Origin of the sequence: Nocardioides palaemonis (assembly GCF_018275325.1) — a bacterium.
Classification (GTDB): Bacteria; Actinomycetota; Actinomycetes; order Propionibacteriales; family Nocardioidaceae; genus Nocardioides; species Nocardioides palaemonis.
Window position 1 is genome coordinate 349,302 of sequence record NZ_JAGVQR010000004.1, and the last position, 17,055, is coordinate 366,356.

The following is a 17,055-nucleotide window of genomic DNA, read 5'->3' on the forward strand; positions in this document are numbered from 1 at the left end:
AAAGTGAGGTAGGGGGCGGAGGCAGGGGCCCGGCAGGGCCCCTGCCGTCACACCTCTTCGACCGAGCTGGGCTCGCGGCGGGAGAGGTCGATGCCGAGCTCCTCGGCCGCGCGGAAGACGTCTTCCTCGGCGTCCTTCATCTCGATGGTGGAGCCGTCCTGCGACAGCACCTCCACGTTGAGGCAGAGCGACTGCATCTCCTTGACGAGCACCTTGAACGACTCGGGGATGCCCGAGTCGGGGATGTTCTCGCCCTTGACGATCGCCTCGTAGACCTTCACGCGGCCCGGCACGTCGTCCGACTTGATCGTGAGCAGCTCCTGGAGGGCGTAGGCGGCGCCGTAGGCCTCCATCGCCCAGACCTCCATCTCGCCGAACCGCTGGCCACCGAACTGGGCCTTGCCGCCCAGCGGCTGCTGCGTGATCATCGAGTAGGGGCCGGTCGAGCGCGCGTGGATCTTGTCGTCGACGAGGTGGTGCAGCTTGAGGATGTACATGTAGCCCACGGCCACCGGCTCCGGGAACGGCTCGCCGGAACGACCGTCGAAGAGGCTGGCCTTGCCGTCCTCCTTGACCATCCGCTCGCCGTCACGGTTCGGCAGGGTCGAGCCGAGCAGGCCGGTGATCTCGTCCTCGCGGGCACCGTCGAAGACCGGGGTCGCGACCTTGGTGTCCGGGTCGGCCTTGTCGGCACCGATGGCGATGAGGCGCTGCTTCCACTCGGCCTCGCCCGCCTCGCCGGACAGGTTGAGGTCCCATCCCTGCTTGGCGAGCCAGCCCAGGTGGAGCTCGAGGATCTGGCCGATGTTCATACGACGCGGCACACCCAGCGGGTTGAGCACGACGTCGACCGGCGTGCCGTCCTCCATGAACGGCATGTCCTCGACGGGCAGGATCTTGGCGATGACGCCCTTGTTGCCGTGACGGCCGGCGAGCTTGTCACCCACCGAGATCTTGCGCTTCTGGGCGACGTAGACGCGGACCAGCTGGTTGACGCCCGGAGGAAGGTCGTCGCCGTCCTCGCGGTCGAAGACCCGCACGCCGATGACCGTGCCGGACTCACCGTGGGGCACCTTCATCGAGGTGTCGCGCACCTCGCGCGCCTTCTCACCGAAGATCGCGCGGAGCAGGCGCTCCTCGGGGGTGAGCTCGGTCTCGCCCTTGGGCGTGACCTTGCCGACCAGGATGTCACCGGTGGTGACCTCGGCGCCGATGCGGATGATGCCGCGCTCGTCGAGGTCGGCCAGGCCCTCCTCGGAGACGTTCGGGATGTCCCGGGTGATCTCCTCGGGGCCGAGCTTGGTGTCGCGGGCGTCGACCTCGTGCTCCTCGATGTGGATCGAGGTGAGGATGTCCTCCTGCACCAGGCGCTGGCTGAGGATGATCGCGTCCTCGTAGTTGTGGCCCTGCCACGGCATGAAGGCGACGAGCAGGTTGGTGCCCAGCGCCATCTCGGCGTCGTCGGTGCAGGGGCCGTCGGCGATCGGCGTACCGACCTCGAGGCGGTCACCGGCCTTGACCAGCGGACGCTGGTTGATGCAGGTGCCCTGGTTGGAGCGACGGAACTTCGCCATCTTGTAGGTCTGGTAGGTGCCGTCGTCGTTCATCGTCTCGATGGCGTCGGCGGACACCTCCTTCACCACACCGGCGTGGTCGGCGACGACCACGTCACCGGCGTCGACCGCGGCGCGGTACTCCATGCCGGTGCCGACCAGCGGGCTGTCGCTGGTGATCAGCGGGACGGCCTGGCGCTGCATGTTGGCGCCCATGAGCGCACGGTTGGCGTCGTCGTGCTCGAGGAACGGGATCAGCGCGGTCGCGACCGACACCATCTGGCGCGGCGAGACGTCCATGTAGTCGACCTCGCCGGCGAGGATCGCGTCGACCTCGCCGTCCTTCTGGCGGACCAGGACGCGCTCCTCGACGAACTTCATGGTGCCGTCGAGGGGGGCGTTGGCCTGGGCGATGACGAAGCGGTCCTCGTCGTCGGCCGTCAGGTAGTCGATCTGGTCGGTGACGACACCGTCGACGACCTTGCGGTAGGGCGTCTCCACGAAGCCGAACGGGTTGATCCGGCCGTAGGAGGCGAGCGAGCCGATCAGGCCGATGTTCGGGCCTTCCGGCGTCTCGATCGGGCACATGCGGCCGTAGTGCGACGGGTGGACGTCACGGACCTCCATGCCGGCGCGGTCGCGGGACAGACCACCGGGACCGAGCGCGGAGAGGCGACGCTTGTGCGTCAGGCCCGCGATCGGGTTGGTCTGGTCCATGAACTGCGAGAGCTGCGAGGTGCCGAAGAACTCCTTCAGCGCCGCGACCACGGGACGGATGTTGATCAGGGACTGCGGCGTGATCGCCTCGACGTCCTGGGTCGTCATCCGCTCGCGGACCACGCGCTCCATGCGGGCAAGACCCGTGCGGAGCTGGTTCTGGATGAGCTCGCCGACCGTGCGCATGCGGCGGTTGCCGAAGTGGTCGATGTCGTCGGCCTGGACCTTGACGGGGGCACCGTCGGGGCCCTCCACGACGTTGCCCTCGGCGTCGACGAGGTCGGTCGCCTCGACCTGGACGCCCGCGGCGTGCAGCTGCACGACGTAGCGGATCGCGGCCACGATGTCGTCGATGGTCAGCGTCTGCTGGTCGAACGCCTCGTGCAGGCCGAGCTTCTTGTTGATCTTGTAGCGGCCGACCTTGGCGAGGTCGTAGCGCTTGCCGTTGAAGTAGTAGTTGTTCAGCAGCGTCTGCGCGGCCTCGGCCGTCGGCGGCTCGCCCGGGCGGAGCTTGCGGTAGATGTCGAGCAGCGCGAGGCGGGTGACCTCGTCGTTGACCTGCTCGGCGGTCGGGGCCTCGCCCCGCGCCTTCTTCTGCAGCTCCTCGTAGACGACCTCGTAGCGGACGGAGTCCTTCTCGAGGGTCAGCATCATCGACTCGTACTGGCCGAACTCCTCGCGGATCTGCTCGGTGGTCCAGCCGAGCGCCTTGAGCAGCACGGTGACGTTCTGCTTGCGCTTGCGGTCGAGGCGGACGCCGACGAGGTCGCGCTTGTCGATCTCGAACTCCAGCCACGCGCCACGGCTCGGGATGAGCTTGGCGGTGAAGATGTCCTTGTCCGAGGTCTTGTCCGGGGTGGACTCGAAGTAGACGCCCGGGGAGCGGACGAGCTGGGAGACCACGACGCGCTCGGTGCCGTTGATGATGAACGTGCCCTTGCGGGTCATCATCGGGAAGTCACCCATGAAGACCGTCTGGCCCTTGATCTCGCCGGTCTCGTGGTTCATGAACTCGGCCGAGACGTAGAGCGGGCGGGAGTAGGTGAAGTCCTTCTCCTTGCACTCCTCCTCGGTGTACTTCTCGTCCAGGAAGACCGGGTTGTCGAAGGAGAGCATCATCGTCTCGGAGAAGTCCTCGATCGGGGAGATCTCCTCGAAGATCTCCTGCAGACCGGTCTTCTCGGAGACGTCCTCACCGGCGGCCCGACGGGCTGCCACCTCCTGCTCCCAACGCTCTCCGCCGACCAGCCAGTCGAAGCTGCTCGTCTGGAGCGAGATGAGAGGGGGAACCTCGAGAGGTTCGGTGATCTTTGCGAAAGAGGTGCGACGGTGGTTACCAGCGGAGCTGCGCGCGGCCAAGAGTTGTCCTCACAAATGATCAAGTGATCTCGGCGCCGGCCGACCACCGCAACAGCCGTTCCGGAAGGCGTCGGGCATCTGAGGGCAGGCGCAAAGCACTACGATAGCGCACCTGCGGACATGACTCAATCGCGGGGTCGATTTCCCTGACGGGCCGCTCCACGCGTTGGCCACGACTATGAACGCCGAAGTCCCCCGGGTCAAGCAGAACGCGCCGATTGGCCCACCCCTGTGGACCGGGACTACCCCTGCACGGGCGAGGTGAGCAGGTCGTCGACGAGCCACTCGCCGTCCACCCGCTGCATCGACAGCGTCACCTGGTCCTTGTAGACGACCGGCTCGGCGCTCAGCTTGTTGGTAGTCGGGCGGTCGACGAAGACCAGCACCTGCACGCGGTCGTCGGTGGCCCGCACGATCCCGGAGGCGACCACCTCGGCGCTCACCCGGGTGCGGGTCTGCGGGGCGTTCTCCTGCAGCACCGCGAAGAGCTTGTCGTACTCCTGGCGGTAGGAGCCGGTCATCAGCGCCTGCGCCGCGCGCTGGTCCTCGTCGAGGTGCTCGTAGTCGTAGGACAGCACGGGCACGACCGCCCGCTCGGCCGCGACCTGCGCCTCGCGCGCCGCGGTGCTGGCCTCGCCACCGTCGGCGGCGGAGGCCGTCCAGGTCCAGCCCGCGACCGCCACCAGGCCGGCGGCCACGATGCCCAGGCCGGCCAGCAGCCAGCCGGGGACGGCGCGGCGGGGTCTCGTGACGGGCGCCGGGGCGCCCTCCTCGACCGGCGGCTGCGCCGGAGCGTCCTCCTCGACCGGCGGCTCGGCCGGGTGCTCCGGGTGCTCGGCGTCGTACGCCGCCCGCGCAGCGGGGTCGAGCAGCACCTTGGCTGCCCGGTTGAGCGCGTCGAAGCGGCGGTCGCCGGGCTCGAGGTCGGCGATCTGCGACTTCCAGGCCGCGCGCACCTCGTCGGTGGAGGCGTCGCGCGCGACGTCGAGGAGGTCGTACCAGGTGGGTGCGTCGCTCACGGGGTGCTCCCCTCGGTCGCGCCGGCTCCGTCGGCCTCGTCGGAGGGGCTGCTGACGGGAGTGAAGTCGTCGACGAGCCACTCGCCCTCGGTCCTGACCAGGTCGACGGTGAAGCGGAACGGCAGCGGCTCCTGGTCGACGGTGCGCGCCTTCTTGCCGCTGCCCTGGGCATAGCTGTCGGTGAACGCCCCTGCCACGAGGACCCGGGCGGAGTCGTCGTCGATCGAGGAGACGGCCGTCGCGAAGACGTCGGCGCTGCGGGTGATGCCACCCTGGGCGACCAGCTGCTCGGCGGTGGCGACCTCCTTGTCGAAGTCGGCGGCGAACTTCGGCGTGATCACCTCGCGGACCTGCTCGCGGTAGGCCGGCATCTCCCCCGACCCGTCGACCATGTCGGGGCTGTAGGTGCCGAGCCGCTTCACGAACTGGCTGGTCAGGCTCATCACCTGCTCGCGCTCGGCCGGGTGGTCGAGGCCGCCGGCGGCGTCCGCCCGGCCGGTGTGCTCCCACACCAGGACCGCCGTGGCGGCGGCGACCACCACGACGAGGGCGGCGGCGAGCAGCGTCCGCCCGCGCGGTCGCCGGCGCGGCTCGCCCGCAGGGGCGGTGTCGGTTACGGGCGCGGCGACGTCGTCGCGCACGGCCCCCTCGGTCGTCAGTGACATGGGTGTTCCCTCCCTCGGGACGTCCGGACCCTCTCCCAGGGGTCCGACAGGGTCAACGACGCCCCGTGCCCGGGGTCACGCCCTCCCCGGTGAGCGGCTCGAGGTAGAGCCACTTCCAGGTGTCGTCGCCGAGCGTGGTCGGCGCCGGGACGCGGGCGCCGGTGAGCCGGCGGATGGCGGCCGGGTCGGTGATCGTCCGTCCGGTGTCCGGGTCGTAGGCCAGGTCGGCCGGGCCCCAGCCGGTGGCCGGTCGCGGCGACTGGATGTTCTGCGCGCCGCGGGAGTTGGTGCCCGGCCCCGCGGTGCAGCCGGCCTGCTCATTCATCGGGGCGTTGCTGCCGTCGAGCGGCGAGCGCCGGTCGGTGCCCTCGTAGCCCTTCAGGCACACCGGCGGGTTGGGCTGGAGCACCAGGCCGAAGTGGGCGTCGTAGAGCCCCGACCCCGGTGACTTGGACACGACCGTGAAGCCGCCCTCGACGACGTACGGGTAGATCACGAGCAGCTGCTCGACGCCGTCGAGGTGCTTGACGACCACCTCGCCGGTGGTGACCAGGTTGTTGATCAGCTCGCCGAGGTCGACCTCGTTGGCCTCGAGGAAGGTGCGCAGCTCATTGGCACTGGCCGACCCGGTGTCGATGAGGTCGCGCAGGTCCTGGTCGCGCCCGGCGACCGTCGTGGTGAAGCTCGACAGGTCCCGGGCGAAGCGCCGGAAGGCGCCCTCGGAGTCGACCTGCCCCTGCAGCACGGTGTTGCTGTCGCGGATCAGGTCGACGGTGACGTCGAAGTTCTCGTCGGCGGCCGCGATGAAGGCGTTGCTCGAGTCGATGATCGTCTGCAGGTCCTGGCCGGCGCCGCCGAGCGCGAGGCCGAGCTCGGTGGTGACGGTGCGGAGGTCGTCCTGGTCGACGCTGCGCACGGTCTCGTCGAGGTGGGTGAGCAGCGTGTCGGTCTGGATCGGCGTCGCGGTGCGGTCGCGGGCGATCTCGGAGCCGTCACGGAGGTAGGGCCCCCGGTCGCTCTGCGGCTGGAGCTCGACGTACTGCTCGCCCACCGCCGAGCGGTTGCCGACCAGCGCGTGCGCGTCGGCCGGGATGCCCGCGAACTCGTCGTCGATGTCGAGGACCAGGTCGACGCCGTCAGCGGTGAGCTCGAGCCGGTCGACCTGGCCGACCCGGACCCCGCGGTAGGACACCTCTGCCCCGGCGAACGCGCCGCCGGAGTCGGCGAAGTGGGCGACCACGGAGTAGTCCTGGTCGACCAGCAGCCGGTCGAGGCGGGCGTAGCGCGCGCCGACGAAGCTCACGCCGAGCAGCGTGATCAGCGCGAAGACGAGCAGCTGGACCTTGGTGCGGCGGGTGATCATCGCGTCACCAGTCCCGGGACCAGGAGGCTGACCAGCGCGGGGTCGTAGCTCTCGGTGAGCTCGCGGACCGTCGGTCCGCGGCGGGAGTCCGGTGGCGAGGATCGCGCCCCGGTGCCGGGTCGTGGCAGACCGGGGATGGAGATGGTCGGCAGCGGCGGGATCGTCGGCAGCGTCGGGAGGGTCGAGGGCAGCTCGGTCGGCAGCGTCGGCAGCGGGGTCGACGTCCCGCCGGTGCTGCACAGGCCCGGCACCGGGTACTGCTGGCAGACCACCTCGATGACGGACCCGGGCAGGCCGAGGCAGGCACTGGGGTCGCCCTTGCGCAGGCCCTCGAGGCACTTGTTGATCGCGTCGAGCGCGTCCTGGCACAGCTTGCTGGTGTCGGGCAGCGGGCCGTCCTGCGGCAGCTGGCTGAGCGGGATGCAGGCCTCGGTGGGCAGCGTGGTCGGGATCGTGGTGGGGATCGTCGTCAGGTCGACGTCGAGGGTGATCGACAGGTTGGTGTAGTCGCCCATGTGCAGGTTGCGCGCGACCTGCGGGTCGCGGCCGACCACCTCGTCCACGAACGGGTAGGTGAGGAAGACGTTGAAGGCGTTGGTGAAGTCGTCGCCCGAGGCGGCGAGCTGGGTGAGCACCGGGTCGAGGCGCTCGAGCGAGGTGATGGTGACGCCCTTGGACCGGGCGATGACGTCGACCGCCACCGACGAGAGCCGGTCGAGCGCGCCCAGCATCTCGACCAGGTCGTCGCGCTGGCGGTCGATGGAGTCGAGCGCGCTCGGCAGCTCGTCGAGCGCCTTGTCGATGGTGGGCAGCTGCTTCTCCGCCTCGATGGCGAGCCGGTTGAGCTGCTCGATCGCGTCGACGATGTCGGCCTTGTTGTCGTCGAGCTGGCCGGTGAAGGTGCGCAGCTGGCGCAGCACCGACCGGGCGGAGTCCTCACGGCCCTCGAGCGCGGTGTTGAGCTCCTGGCTGATGGTCTTGAGCTGGGCGACGCCGCCGCCGTTGAGCAGCAGGCTCAGGGCGCCGAGGACCTCCTCGACCTCCGGGTTGCGCCCGGAGCGGTCGATCTCGATGACGTCGCCGTCGGCGAGCCTGTTGCTGCTCGCGCCCTGCTCGGGCGCGCTCAGCTCGACGAACTTCTCCCCCAGCAGGCTGGTCTGGCGCAGCTCGGCGACCGCGTTGTCCGGGAGGTCGACGTCGCGCCGCAGCTCGAGGGTGACGAGCGCCTGGTAGCCCTCGAGGTCGATCTCGCTGACCCGGCCGACGCTGACGTCGTTGACCTTGACCGTCGACTGCGGGACGAGGTCGAGGACGTCGGCGAACTCCACCTCGACCGTCATCGGGTCGTCGCCGACGTCGGGGCCACCAGGCAGCGGCAGGCCGTAGACGCTCGCGTCGCAGCCCGCGAGCGCCGTCGCCAGAGCCACACCGACGACGAGGGCGCCCAGCCGTCGCAACCGCTTCATCGCTCCACCTCCACGAGTCCGCCGAGGGTCGGGTCGAAGACGTCCTGCGCCGCGATCCGCCCCGACCCGGACAGCGCGCCCGGCCGGCTGCGGTCGAGCAGCCGGGTGATCGCGTCGCACGCCTGCTCCGACCGGTCCACCTGCCCGACGAAGCCGCACAGGAACGCGGCGGGGTCGGCGTTGAGCTGGTTGAGCGACTCCCCGAAGTTGGCCCGCTGGTCGAGCGTGCCGGCCTGCGGGTTGTAGGTCAGCGCGAGGTTGTTGAGCGCGCCCGGGGCGACGTGCAGGATCTCGTCGAGCGCGTCGCGCTGGCGCACCAGCACCTTCGAGACCCGGTTGAGCCCGGAGATGTTGCGGGTCAGCGATTCCTTGTTCTCCTGCACGAACCCCTTCACCGCGGTCAGCGCCACCGACAGGTTGCGGACGGCGGCCACCAGCTCCTGGCGCTCGCCGTCGAGCATGGTCGAGACGTCGGCGAGCGACTGGTTGAACCGGCGCACCGTCTGGTCGTTGTCGGCCAGCGTCTTCATGAAGCCCTCCAGCGCCTTCACCGACCCGAACAGCTCCTCCTTGTTGTTCGAGAGCGTCGAGGTCAGCCGGGAGAAGTCGGACAGGGTCTGGCGGAAGGTCGTCCCCTGGCCGCCGAAGTTGTCGGCGGTGACCGACAGCAGGTCCGACAGCGCGCCTCTCCGGTTGGCGCCGCGGGGGCCGAGCGCCACGTTGAGCCGGTCGAGGCTGTCGTAGATCTGGTCGAGCTCGAGCGGCTGCGCGGTGTCCTCCACGGAGAGCTCCGCGCCGTCGGAGAGCACCTTCCCTGAGCCGCTGTAGGCCGGGGTGAGCTGGACGTAGCGGTCGCCGACCACCGACGGCGCGACGATGACCGCGCGGGCGTCGGCCGGGAGGCGTACGTCCTCGTCGTAGGTCATCGTGACCGTCACGTCGGTGCCGGTGGGCTCCACGCGGGTCACCGTGCCGACCGGCACGCCGAGGACCCGCACGTCGCTGCCCTCGTAGACCGAGATGGCGCGCGGGAAGTGGGCGACGACGGTCCGCGAGGTGTCGCCGCCGAGGAAGCTGACGGCCGAGGCGACCACGAAGCCGAGGACGACGAGGGGGACGAGGAGGCGCTTGACGAGGTCCATGGTCAGCCCACCTGCGGGACGGGCGGGAAGTTGGAGATCCAGGTGTCGAACCACGGACCGGTGCCGAGGGTGTTGGCGAAGACGCGGTAGAACGGCGCCATCAGCCGGAGGCTGCTGTCGATGTTGTCCTCGTTCTTGTTGAGCACGGCGACGACGTTCTCCAGGTGGGCCAGCGCGGGCGCGAGGTCGGCGCGCGACTGGCGCACCAGCTTGGTCAGCTCCTTGGACAGCCGGGTGCTCGACACCAGCAGCTCGTGGACCGCGTCGCGGCGGGCGACGAGCGCCCGGAACAGCACGTCGCTGTCCTTCATCAGCGCGATGATGTCCTGGTCGCGCTCGTCGAGCACCGTCGAGACGCGCTGCAGGTTCTGCAGGAGCGTGTTGAGCTGGGCGTCCTTGGCGGCGACGTTGGACGAGAGCCGGCTCAGACCGCTGAGCGCGCCGCGGAACTCCTCGGGGGTGTTGCGGGTCAGGTCGGCCAGCGTGGTCAGCGACTCGGCGAGCTGGTCGGTGTCGATCTTCTCCGAGGTGGAGGCGAGGCCCTCGAACGCGTCGACCACGTCGAACGGCGACGACGTCCGCTCGGCGGGGATGGTCGCGCCCTCGTCGAGCTGGCCGCCGCCGGCCGGCTCGAGGGCGAGGAACATCGACCCGAGGACGGTCTTCACCTTGATCGCGGCGCCGGTGTCGGCGCCGAAGGCTGCGTCGTCCTGGACCTTGAAGGTCACCCGGACCCGGTCGCCGTCGAGGGCGATGTCGTCGACCTTGCCGACGCGTACGCCGGCGATGCGGACCTCGTCGTCGACCTGCAGGCCGCCGGCCTCGGTGAAGAGCGCGTGGTAGGTCTCGCCGCCGCCGATGACCGGCAGGTCGTCGGCGCGCAGCGCGGCCACGACGACCAGGACCAGCACGACGAGGCTGACCGCGCCGACGACGACGGGATTGCGCTCCCGGAAGGGCTTCATCCGAGATCACACCTGTCGGAGCCGGTCTGGTAGTTCACCGGCAGCGAGACGCCGGCGGGCAGGTTGACCCGGCCCTGGAACTCGCAGAGGTAGAAGTTGAAGAACGAGCCGTAGATCGCGGTGCGGCCGATCTTGTTGAGCTTGATCGGGAGGACCTGCAGGGCGCGGTCGAGCTCGGCCTTGTTCTTGTCGACGTTGCCCGCGACCGCCCGCAGCTGCTTGATGTCGCGCACCAGCGGCGCGCGGATCCCGTCGACGAGGGACGCGGTCTCGACCGAGAGCGCGGAGACGTCCTCGAGCGAGCCGAGGATCGCGTTGCGGTCCTGCTTCAGCCCGCCCACGAGGGTCCGGAACGACTGGATCAGGCGGGTCAGCTGCTGGTCGCGGTCGGCGACGTGGTCGAGGACGAGCGACAGGTTGTCGATGAGGTCGCCGATCACCTGGTCGCGGTCGGCGAGCGTCGAGGTGACCGACGCGGTGTGCGCGAGCAGCCCCTCGAGGGTGCCGCCCTCGCCCTGGAAGACCTGGATGAGCTCGAAGGAGAGCTGGTTGACGTCCTCGGGCGACAGCGCCTGGAAGAGCGGCTTGAAGCCGTTGAAGAGGACGGTGAGGTCGAGGGCGGGCCGGGTCCGCGACAGCGGGATGGTGGAGCCCGCGGGCAGCCGGGCGGTGTCGCCGACCTCCTGGGTCAGCGAGATGTAGCGCTGGCCGACGAGGTTGCGGTAGCGGATCGAGGCGAACGTGCCGCCGTTGACCTGGGTGCCCTCGTCGACGTCGAAGGTGACCAGCGCGCGGGAGCGGTCGACGATCTCGACGTCGCCCACGGTGCCGACGCGCACGCCGGCGACGCGTACGTCGTCGCCCTTGGTGACGCCGGTGGCGTCCGTGAACTCGGCGCGGTACTCCCGCGAGGAGCCGAAGCCGAGGTTGCCGATGGTGACCACCAGCACGCCGGTGGCGAGCGAGGTGACGAGCACGAAGACGAGCAGCTTCACCAGGTCGGCGGACGTGCGGCGGTCGAGGACGGGACTCATCGCAGGCTCACCTCCGCGCCGCGGGCCATCGGGCCGACGAGCAGCACCCCGAGGTCGGGGACGTCGTCCGCGCTGACGCCGAGGCCGGGCGCGAGCAGCGCCTTGAGCACGGCGGACTCGTCGCGGCCGCCCGCGAAGCCGGCGGCGGTCCCGGACCAGCCCGGGCCGACCCGGCTGGTGCCCTTGCCGGTGGGCTCGTCGATGCCGTCGACGAAGTCGGGCTGGTGGGTGACCGGGTTGCTCTGCGACCACGGTGGGTTCGGCAGCCGGCCGCAGTAGTAGCCGCGCTTGTCGCCGTAGACGGGTGCGTCCTGCGGGCCGTACGCACGGGGCTGGTTGGGGATGGTCTCCAGCACGATGTGGAGGGTGAAGCCGCGGAAGGCCTCGGCCTGGAGCTTGCCGGCGCCGACGATGCCGCCGAGCAGGCAGGGGTAGCCCGGCGCGTAGCGGGCGAGCACCTCGAGCTGGGAGGAGGCGAGCTCGCCGAGCCGGACCAGGTTGTCGCCGTTGGTGCCGGTGAAGTCCTCGGCCACCGCGGCGAACCGGGACACGTCGTTGAAGAGCGCCTTGAGCTTCTCCTCGCGGCCCTCCAGGGTCCCGGTCGTCGTGATCGTGTTGCGCAGGATGGTCGCGACCTCGGGCAGCACGTCGGCGTAGGTGTCGGAGACCTTCGCGGTCAGCCGCAGGTCGTCGACGAGCGCGGGGATCTCGGGGTTGAGCCTGGTGAGGTAGCCGTCGAGGGTCTCGAGGCTCTCGCCGAGCTGGTCGCCGCGGCCCTCGAGGGCGGTCGCGACGGCGTTCAGCGTCATGTTGAGGTCGGCCGGCTGCACCGCCCGCAGCAGCGGGTAGAGGTCGCTCAGCACCTTCTCGACCTCGGTGGAGAGCGCGGTGCGCTGGATCTCGTCGCCGGCCCGGATCGGCCGGGCGGACGAGCCGCCCTCGGGCGGGATGAGGGAGACGTACTTCTCGCCGAACAGCGTCTTGGGCAGGATCGACGCCGTGACGTCGCGCGGGACCTCGGCGGTGCGGTCGGGGTAGAGGCCGAGCGTGATGTCGGCGCCGTCGGCGGTCGGGACGAAGTCGAGCACCTCGCCCACGATCACCCCCCTGATCTTCACGTCCGCGCGCTTCGGCAGCTGCAGGCCGATGCGCGAGGCGTGGACCACGACCTCGTCGTAGTCGCTGAACTTCTGGGTGAACACGCCGTAGGTGGCCCAGACGCCGGCGAGCATCACGACCAGGAACACCACGCCCAGGGACTTGCGCCTCATCGCCGCCTCACCCGGCCAGCCGCACGGTCGTGGCCGCGCCCCAGATCGCCATGGACAGGAAGAGGTCGAGGACGTTGATCGCGACGATGCTCGTCCGCACGGCGCGGCCCACGGCGACGCCCACGCCGGCGGGGCCGCCGGACGCGGTGTAGCCGTGGTAGCAGTGGATGAGGATGACGGTGACGGCGAAGACCAGGACCTTGCCGAAGGACCACAGCACGTCGCCCGGAGGCAGGAACGCGTTGAAGTAGTGGTCGTAGGTGCCGGGTGACTGGCCGTAGATCTGGGTCACCACGAGCCGGCTCGCGAAGTAGGACGAGAGCAGGCCGACGACGTAGAGCGGGATGATCGCGACCAGGCCGCCGACGACACGGGTGGCGACGAGGAACGGCATCGACGGGATCGCCATCACCTCGAGCGCGTCGACCTCCTCGGAGATCCGCATCGCGCCGAGCTGGGCGGTGAAGCCGCAGCCCACGGTCGCGGCGAGCGCGATGCCGGCGACCAGCGGGGCGATCTCGCGGGTGTTGAAGTAGGCCGAGACGAAGCCGGAGAAGGCGGCGGTGCCGAGCTGGTCGAGCGCGGCGTACCCGGAGAGTCCGACCTGGGCTCCGGTGAAGAAGGTCATGCCGATGATCACGCCGACCGTGCCGCCGATGACCGCCAGCGCGCCCGAGCCGAGGGTGACCTCGGCGAGGATCCGCAGGATCTCGCGCGGGTAGCGCCGGATCGAGCGCGGGACGGCGCGGAGCACCGCGAGGTGGAACGCGAGCTGCCCGCCGAGGCCGTCGAGCGCGTCGAGCGGCTTGGTGTGGAGGTCCTTGAGCGCCATGTCATCCGCCCTTCGGGGGCACGACCTGGAGGTAGATCATGCTGAGGACGAAGTTGGCCACGAAGAGCAGCAGGAACGTGATGACGACCGACTCGTTGACCGCGTCGCCGACGCCCTTCGGGCCGCCGCTGGCGTTCATGCCCTTGTAGGACGCGACGATCGCGGCGATCACGCCGAAGACGAGCGCCTTGAGCAGGCCGATCCAGAGGTCCGGCAGCTGGGCGAGGGCGGTGAAGCTGGCGAGGTAGGCCCCCGGGGTGCCGTCCTGGAGGATCACGTTGAAGACGTAGCCGCCGGTGACGCCGACGACGCTGACCATGCCGTTGAGGAAGAACGCGACGAGCATGCAGGCCAGCACGCGCGGGACGACGAGGCGCTGGATCGGGTCGATGCCCAGCACCATCATCGCGTCGAGCTCCTCGCGGATCTTGCGGGCGCCGAGGTCGGCGGCGATCGCCGAGCCGCCCGCGCCGGCGATGAGCAGGGCGGTGCCGATCGGCGCCGCCTGCTGGACCACCGCGAGCACCGACGCGGAGCCGGTGAAGGACTGCGCGCCGAACTGCTTGATCAGCCCGCCGACCTGCAGCGCGATCACGGCACCGAAGGGGATCGCGACCAGCGCGGTCGGGACGATCGTGACCGACGCGATGAACCACGCCTGCTGGATGAACTCGCGCAGCTGGAACGGGCGCCGGAACAGCGCGCGGAGGACGTCGAGGGCGAACGCGAACAGGTTGCCCGCGACGGCGACGGGCGCGACGGCGCGCGAGGAGAGGGAGGTGGCCACGTCAGCTCAGGCCCCCGGTGCCAGGCCGGCGTTGCTGGACTCGAACGAGCCGGGCGGCGGCGTGACGCCGTGCTCGCGGCACCACTCCCCCGCGGGCCGCTGGCTGCGCCGGGGGATCCCGTTGGAGGGGTCGAGCTGGAGCGGGATCGGCGGCAGCGGCGGGAGCTCCTGACCGGCCTCGGCGGCGAGCTCGTCGGCGTCCTTCTCCTCCGACATGCCGATCGGGCCGACCCGCTGGGCGTTGAGGAACTGGCGCACGACCGGCTCCTCGGAGCTGAGCAGCTCCTCGCGCGGGCCGAACATCGCGAGGTGGCGGTGGTAGAGCAGCCCGATGTTGTCAGGCACGGTCCGTGCGGTGTTGATGTCGTGGGTGACGATGAGGAAGGTGGCGTCGATCTGGGCGTTGAGGTCGACGATCAACTGGTTGAGGAAGGCCGTGCGCACCGGGTCGAGGCCGGAGTCGGGCTCGTCGAAGAGCACGATCTCGGGGTCGAGCACGAGCGCGCGGGCGAGGCCGGCGCGCTTGCGCATGCCGCCGGAGATCTCGCCGGGCAGCTTGTCCTCCGAGCCGAGCAGGCCCACGAGGTCCATCTTCTCCATGACGACCTCGCGGACCTCCGACTCCGACTTGCGCGTGTGCTCGCGCAGCGGGAAGGCGACGTTGTCGTAGAGGTTCATCGAGCCGAACATCGCGCCGTCCTGGAACAGCACCCCGAAGAGCTTGCGGATCTCGTAGAGGTCGCGCTCGGAGCAGCTCGCGATGTCGGTGCCCTCGATGACGATCGAGCCCTTGTCGGGCTTGATGAGCCCGATGAGGGTCTTGAGGAAGACCGACTTGCCGGTGCCGGACGGGCCGAGCATCACGCAGATCTCGCCCGCCGGGATCGTGAGCGACACGTCGCCCCAGATGAGCTGCTTGCCGAACGACTTGGTGAGGTCCTTGACCTCGATCTCGACACCCACGTGCGCCCTCCTCCCTCTGGCTCGAGCGCGGCTCCCTCCGCGCTGCTCCTGGGGGGACAACGCCGCTCGCGGCGTGGGGTTACGGGGGTGGTGCGACGAGCGTCACCCGGCGCTGGCCGGACCACCCGGACGCCAGGCGCGGTCCTCGTCGATCCGCGCGGTGACCAGGCGGCACGCCTCCCCGAGCGCGCGGGCCTGCGCGGGCGTGAGCGCGTCGAAGACCAGGCGGCGTACGAGCGCGACGTGCCGCGCGACCGCACGCGACAGGCGTGAGAGCGAGCTGTTGGCGTGACCGGCGAGCGTGCTCACGCGCAGCGTGCCGCCCCCGTCGCGCGAGAGTCGCGAAGAGGATGCCGAACTCGAAGTGGGCCATCCCCGCGTCCCGCTGGAGCTGGGCGTCGAGCGCTTCCTCGACCCCGACGAGATCGCCTCTCGGGTCGCCTACCTCGCGAGCCCGTTGCCCTCGGCTCAGCGCCGCAGCGTCAGCACGACGCTCACTGCGGCGTAGTAGGCCACGTAGAGCAGGGACAGGAAGGTGACGACGACGCTCGGGTCGGGGAACTGCAGCAGCATCACCGCGTAGGTCACGAGCCACGACCCGGCCAGGGTGAGGTTGAGGCCGCGGGCGAAGGCGGTGCGGGAGGGGTAGACGTACTTGATGGGCACGAAGACCAGCACCGCGCAGGTCAGCAGCAGCACCGCGGTCACTGCGGGCGACACGTCCAGCACGATCACGTAGAAGGCCAGGACGTTCCAGTAGCTCGGGAACCCCAGGAAGAAGTGGTCGTCGGTCTTGGCGTCGGTGCGGCAGAACTGATAGCTGGACGCCAGGAGCGGCAGCACCGCGAGCACGGTGCCGAGCCGCCCGTCCGGCAGGTGGCCGCCGTGCCAGAGCAGGAAGACCGGCACGAAGCAGTAGGTGATGTAGTCGACGATGTCGTCGAGCCGCGCCCCGTCGAAGGCCGGGATGACCTCCTTGACGCGGAGCCGGCGGGCCAGCATCCCGTCGGTCCCGTCGATGATCAGTGCGAGGAAGAGCCACCACAACGCCTCGACCTCCTCGCCGCCGACAGCGGCCGCCAGTGCGAGGAACGCGATCGCGGTGCCGCTGGCGGTGTAGGCGTGCAGGGCCCAGCCCGCGGCGCGAAGGCGGCGCGGCGAGTCCGTGGCGACGTACGTCGCTGTCATGTGGGTGGCTACCTCTCGGTCGCGCCCGGAGGGCGTCTGCGCATCGACCCGACGCCCGCCGCTCGAGCGCCCGCTGTCAGTGGCAACGCCAAGCATGCTGGATCAGGCTCGGCGCCGGGAGCAGGACAACGCCAACGGGGCCGTGGTTTCCGTCGCCGGGGTGCCACAATTGCCTCGCCATGCCACCCGTCCCGTCAGTGCCGCACACGCGAGCGGGATCGCGCTGGCGGACGATCCTCGTGCAGCTCGTGGTCTTCGCCTGCGTGGGCGCTGCCTTCAACGTGCTCTACGGACTGCTCTACGTCGTCCTCCGGGAGCAGCTCGCCGCCCAGCCGGCGAACGCGCTCGCGCTCGTGCTGTCGACGATCGCCGGGACGTTCGGGCACCGCTACGTCACCTTCGGGGTCCGCGGCACGGACCGGACCGTGCAGCACCAGGTGCTCGGGCTCGTCCTCCTGGCCTTCAGCCTCGCCGTGACGGCTGGCGCCCTGTGGGTGCTCGACGCCGCCGTCGCCGAGCCGTCGCGCCGGCAGGAGCTGGCGGTCCTCATCGCGGCCAACCTGGGCACCGGCCTGGTGCGCTTCTTCGCATTTCGTGTCGCGATGGTGGGCCGGCGGGGCTCGATAGATGCAAGCGGCACGACCGTCTCTGCCACCCGCGCGCGCTAGGTGGCCGACCCGCCCTGGCTGGGGTCGCGTCGGTGGGCCACCTGACTTTTTGGTCGTGCTCCT

The 17,055-nt window shown here is 70.3% G+C and carries 15 protein-coding genes; 1 reads left to right on the forward strand and 14 read right to left on the reverse strand.

What is annotated here, in order from left to right; translation table 11 throughout:
* Window positions 1–47: 47 nt before the first annotated feature.
* From rpoB to KDN32_RS17370, 14 genes are all read right to left on the reverse strand, one after another.
* Window positions 48–3,629: a DNA-directed RNA polymerase subunit beta gene (gene rpoB / locus KDN32_RS17305; RefSeq protein WP_211733500.1), complete on the reverse strand. Its 3,582-nt coding sequence runs from the start codon at window positions 3,627–3,629 to the stop codon at window positions 48–50.
* A gap of 242 nt (window positions 3,630–3,871) precedes the next feature.
* Window positions 3,872–4,648: a DnaJ domain-containing protein gene (locus KDN32_RS17310; RefSeq protein ID WP_211733501.1), complete on the reverse strand. Its 777-nt coding sequence runs from the start codon at window positions 4,646–4,648 to the stop codon at window positions 3,872–3,874.
* Window positions 4,645–5,313 (reverse strand): hypothetical protein, encoded by a 669-nt coding sequence (locus tag KDN32_RS17315; RefSeq protein ID WP_211733502.1) that lies wholly within the window; start codon window positions 5,311–5,313, stop codon window positions 4,645–4,647. Before KDN32_RS17315 ends, KDN32_RS17310 begins: the two co-directional genes overlap by 4 nt.
* 52 nt (window positions 5,314–5,365) lie before the next feature.
* Window positions 5,366–6,676 (reverse strand): MCE family protein, encoded by a 1,311-nt coding sequence (locus tag KDN32_RS17320; RefSeq protein ID WP_211733503.1) that lies wholly within the window; start codon window positions 6,674–6,676, stop codon window positions 5,366–5,368.
* On the reverse strand, window positions 6,673–8,142 hold the full coding sequence (locus tag KDN32_RS17325; protein ID WP_211733504.1) for an MCE family protein: 1,470 nt from the start codon (window positions 8,140–8,142) through the stop codon (window positions 6,673–6,675). The genes KDN32_RS17320 and KDN32_RS17325 overlap by 4 nt, the downstream gene beginning before the upstream one ends.
* Window positions 8,139–9,284, reverse strand: a complete 1,146-nt coding sequence (locus tag KDN32_RS17330; protein WP_211733505.1) for an MCE family protein — start codon at window positions 9,282–9,284, stop codon at window positions 8,139–8,141. Before KDN32_RS17330 ends, KDN32_RS17325 begins: the two co-directional genes overlap by 4 nt.
* Window positions 9,285–9,286: 2 nt before the next feature.
* Complete coding sequence (locus KDN32_RS17335; RefSeq protein ID WP_211733506.1) at window positions 9,287–10,249, reverse strand: MCE family protein; 963 nt, start codon at window positions 10,247–10,249, stop codon at window positions 9,287–9,289.
* Complete coding sequence (locus KDN32_RS17340; RefSeq protein ID WP_211733507.1) at window positions 10,246–11,283, reverse strand: MCE family protein; 1,038 nt, start codon at window positions 11,281–11,283, stop codon at window positions 10,246–10,248. Before KDN32_RS17340 ends, KDN32_RS17335 begins: the two co-directional genes overlap by 4 nt.
* On the reverse strand, window positions 11,280–12,554 hold the full coding sequence (locus KDN32_RS17345) for an MCE family protein (RefSeq protein ID WP_211733508.1): 1,275 nt from the start codon (window positions 12,552–12,554) through the stop codon (window positions 11,280–11,282). The genes KDN32_RS17340 and KDN32_RS17345 overlap by 4 nt, the downstream gene beginning before the upstream one ends.
* Before the next feature lie 7 nt (window positions 12,555–12,561).
* Entirely contained in the window at window positions 12,562–13,386 is an 825-nt protein-coding gene (locus tag KDN32_RS17350; protein ID WP_211733509.1) for an MlaE family ABC transporter permease, read from the reverse strand.
* A gap of 1 nt (window position 13,387) precedes the next feature.
* A complete protein-coding gene (locus KDN32_RS17355; protein ID WP_211733510.1) occupies window positions 13,388–14,173 on the reverse strand; it encodes an MlaE family ABC transporter permease in 786 nt (261 codons plus the stop codon).
* Window positions 14,174–14,179: 6 nt separating this feature from the next.
* Window positions 14,180–15,136: an ABC transporter ATP-binding protein gene (locus KDN32_RS17360; protein ID WP_211733511.1), complete on the reverse strand. Its 957-nt coding sequence runs from the start codon at window positions 15,134–15,136 to the stop codon at window positions 14,180–14,182.
* Between the two features lie 102 nt (window positions 15,137–15,238).
* Complete coding sequence (locus KDN32_RS17365; protein WP_211733512.1) at window positions 15,239–15,445, reverse strand: hypothetical protein; 207 nt, start codon at window positions 15,443–15,445, stop codon at window positions 15,239–15,241.
* 159 nt (window positions 15,446–15,604) lie between these two features.
* A complete protein-coding gene (locus tag KDN32_RS17370) occupies window positions 15,605–16,324 on the reverse strand; it encodes a CDP-alcohol phosphatidyltransferase family protein (RefSeq protein ID WP_211733513.1) in 720 nt (239 codons plus the stop codon).
* A 179-nt stretch (window positions 16,325–16,503) separates the two neighbouring features.
* On the opposite strand from KDN32_RS17370, the gene KDN32_RS17375 reads away from it, so the two are divergent.
* Window positions 16,504–16,992: a GtrA family protein gene (locus KDN32_RS17375; RefSeq protein ID WP_211733514.1), complete on the forward strand. Its 489-nt coding sequence runs from the start codon at window positions 16,504–16,506 to the stop codon at window positions 16,990–16,992.
* Window positions 16,993–17,055: the final 63 nt, after the last annotated feature.